The following is a 3,549-nucleotide window of genomic DNA, read 5'->3' as shown; positions in this document are numbered from 1 at the left end:
CCCCCAGCCGGTCGCCCCTCCGGGGTCGTGGCGGCCCGACGCGGCCGATCCGACCGCGCGCCTGGAGCGTGTCGGGCGTTCATGTGGAGCTTGGTGAGGATTCGCCCCCCGGGGCTACTTGTGCTGGCTGCGGCTGCGGCTGCGGCTGTGCAGTGGCAGCGCGGCGAGCGCGAGCAGGATGGCGAGTCCGAGCAGCGTGATCGCCTCGGGTACGGGCTGCTTGGCGCGCCAGAGCTGGACCGGCAGTCCGATCCAGGGCACGTGCAATCGGGCTACGCCTTTGAGTGCCGCGGGCCGTACCGGTGCGGAGTCCGGTGTGGAGTTGGCGTCACCTTTGGTGATCAGGTCGTTGTTGGGAAGTACCTGGTGGACCCGATGGGTGAGCAGACGGCCGGGCCGGGTGGGGTCCTCGACCAGCACGATCTGGCCCACCGCCGGTGTGCGGTCGCGCGCTGGTGGCTGGTAGAGAACGACGTCGCCCGGCGCGATGGCGGGACGCATGGAGCCGGACTGCACCACGCCCGCCGTCCAGCCCAGCGCCACCACGGGCACATGCGTCCACACCAGCAGCCCGGCCATCGCGCCGAGCACGGTACGTGAGATGACCGAGCTGACCACGCGGACCGGGTGCGGGGCGCCCTTGGCCGTGGGCCGGTGGAGCGCGCCGACGGCCAGGTCACCCGGGAGAGTCACTCGTGTTCCCGCGCTTCCCAGATGAAGGACGCCTCGTTGGTGTCCGTGCTCTGCGCGCTGTCAGGTGCGCTCGGGCTGAACTGCCACGCGACGCGGAAGCTCAGCGAGTTGGGCGGTTTACCGGGCAGGGTCCAGGGGCCCAGGCCGGTGCGGAAGTCGGTGTTCAGGGCGACGAGCTGGTCCAGGGTGCCGTCGAACGCGGACCTGTGCGGAGTGAAGCCATTGCAGTTTCCGGAGGTGCCGCCGCTGCCCACCTCGATCTTGAGGTTGATGAAGGATTGAAAGTCGCTGGGCCAGTTGGGCGAGTTGCTGTACAGCTTGAGCACGGTGGGAAAGTCGGCGTTCGACACGATCTTGATGCAGTTGGAGCCCGTGTCGCCGGGGTGCATGTCGTCGACGCGGAACATGGGCACCTTGCTGTCGTTGGCCAGCCCCAGCGCGCTGGAGGTCCACTTGTTGCCGCTGTTGCTGGTGGTCCCACTCCAGTCGGCGTTGGTGGCACCCCAGACCAGAGCACCGCTGAGCAGTAACCCGAGCGGAACGGGCGCCACCTGTGCCAGCACGCTCAGCCAGGGACGCGCCATTGCCCACTCCGTTCAATTTCGTCGCTTTTGCAACATATTGTCTCCTCAGTCTCTCCTGTGGCGGTGCCGCCGCTCCGTGTCGCAATCCGGGTCTGATGGAGGCTCGATACCCTGAGGTGCGAAACCCGCCGCACATCCGCTCCGAGCGCGGGTCGCACTGTCATGACATCGCGGCTGATGACCGCCGGCGACCGCTGTCGGCCGAACGGCGCAACGCAGTCCACGTCGGCCGGCCGGCACCGCTCGAAATGGCCGACGCCGCTGACCGCTGATCGCCGACCACTCCCCGCTCGCCTGCGGCGTTCCACGCGTGACTGGCCATAGATCCCTGACACGCCACCCGAGGGGTGAATCCGAAACCGGAATTACGTTCGATGCGTGGACCGGGATTACGTTGCCGGATTCGACCTCGGTTGGGCCCCGGAGTGGGTCTGTGGGCCCTATGGGTTGGGCCTCGCCCGTACCTAGGCTGACGCGACGCAGGTGCCGCGGCTGGACGCCGTCGGCGGGACGTCTGGAGCTGTGTGGTGGAAGGGTTTCCCATGTCCGACCCAGAGGTCTTGACGTTCCAGGCTGTCGCGCCGCTGCCCGACGGTCGCCGGGAGTTGCCCCGGTCCTTGATTCTGACGCGGGCCCTGCTGTATCTGATGTTCGCCCTTACGCTGCTGGGCGGCATCGGCATGCTGACCTCATTGCTGGACCTGGGCGAGCATGTCACGCCGACACTTCTCCTGCTGGCGCTGTACGCGGTGGCGCCGGGCATCGCGGGTGTGGTTCTGGCGCAGCGTCTGTGGACCGGCGGGAAAGTGGTCTGGTTCGGGCTGGTCGGTCTCCAGGTGTGGCTGTTGGCCGGGAGCGTCATCAATCTGTACGGAGGTTCGGAGCGTGGGCTCAGCCAGATGGTGCTGCCCGGCGCTCTGCTGGTGCTGATCGGCGGCAGCCGCGCCTGGTTCGAACTCCCCGCGGAACTGCGGGCCGTGAAGCCGCGCCTTACGCGCGAGCGGTTCGGCCGACGTGCGATTCCCTCGCTTCAGCACTTGATCAAGTGGCGCCGGAACCGTGGTCAGACGACGGTCGAGTACGTCGGTCTGATCGGCTTGGTCGCCCTCATCATCGGCGCACTCCTTCTCGGTGGCGTGGGACCCCAGATCGCCGGCGGCCTTGAGGCCGCGGTCTGCCGGATCCTCGGCGGTTCCTGCGAGACGCAGGTGGTGGGGGACGGCGGCGGCGGTGGCGGCGACACGGCCGGTGGTGGTACGGGCGGTTCCGGCGGTGGTGACAACGGTGGCGGCGACAACGGCGGTGGCGACAACGGCGGTGCTACGACGGGCGGTTCGGGCGGCGACAACGGCGGTGGCGCCGATGGCGGCGGCGCTGACGGGGGCAGCACCACGGGTGGTGGCGACGACGGTGGCAGCACCGGTGGTGGCACCGACGGCGGTGGCGATTCGGGCGGTACGTCGGGCAACGGCGGCTCGGACGGCGGTGGTTCAGACGGTGGGGGCTCCAACGGCGGAACCAATGGAGGTGGTTCCGACGGCGGCGGGTCCAACGGTGGTACGGGCGGAAGCGGCGGCGACAACGGTGGCGGCGACAACGGCGGTGGCACCGATGGTGGTGGCGGCGACTCGGGCGGCGGTTCTGACGGAGGTGGCTCCGATGGTGGCGGCTCCAACGGCGGCTCCAGCAACGGTGGTTCCAACGGCGGGTCCGACGACGACGATGACGACGACGGCGTCGTAGGCGGAGCCGTCATTGGCGGTGGCTCAAGCGGTGGTGGCTCAAGCGGCGGTGGTTCGAACGGCGGCGGGTCCAACGGAGGCAGTTCGAACGGCGGTGGGTCCAGCGGCGGCAGTTCGAACGGCGGCTCCAGCAATGGCGGCGGTTCGAACGGCGGTGGGTCCAGCGGCGGCAGCAACTCCAGCGGTGGCTCAAGCGGCGGTGGGACCAACGGAGGGGGTTCCAGCGGCGGTGGGTCCAACGGCGGTAGCAGCAGTGGCGGCGGCTCGAACGGCGGCAGCTCCAGCGGCGGTGGTTCCAGCAGCGGCGGCTCGAATGGCGGCAGCTCCAACGGTGGCGGCAGCTCCGGTGGTGGGTCCAGCGGCAGCGGCGGTTCCAGCGGTGGCGGCAGCTCCAGTGGCGGATCCAGCAGCGGTGGTTCGGACAGCGGTGGGTCGAGTGGCGGTACCGAGACCGTGACCGAGTGCAACCCGGTCATGGCCCCTTGGGGCTACACCCAGGTCTGCACGGAGAAGCCCACGACCGGTGGCAG

General features: G+C 69.5%; 2 protein-coding genes and 1 pseudogene. 1 reads left to right on the top strand and 2 read right to left on the bottom strand.

The features are described from left to right. Positions 1–114: 114 nt before the first annotated feature. Positions 115–693, bottom strand: coding sequence for a signal peptidase I (locus GA0115259_RS03280; protein ID WP_093590552.1), 579 nt, complete (start codon positions 691–693; stop codon positions 115–117). Beyond that, positions 690–1,277, bottom strand: coding sequence for a hypothetical protein (locus tag GA0115259_RS03275; protein ID WP_093590549.1), 588 nt, complete (start codon positions 1,275–1,277; stop codon positions 690–692). Before GA0115259_RS03275 ends, GA0115259_RS03280 begins: the two co-directional genes overlap by 4 nt. Positions 1,278–1,819: 542 nt before the next feature. Here GA0115259_RS03275 and GA0115259_RS03270 point away from each other — a divergent pair. Beyond that, positions 1,820–3,549: pseudogene (locus GA0115259_RS03270) on the top strand (hypothetical protein); the annotation flags it as partial.

Origin of the sequence: Streptomyces sp. MnatMP-M17 (genome assembly GCF_900091995.1) — a bacterium.
Lineage (GTDB): Bacteria > Actinomycetota > Actinomycetes > Streptomycetales > Streptomycetaceae > Streptomyces.
The sequence above is the reverse complement of the archived record's forward strand: the minus strand, read 5'-3'. Positions and strand labels throughout refer to the sequence as shown.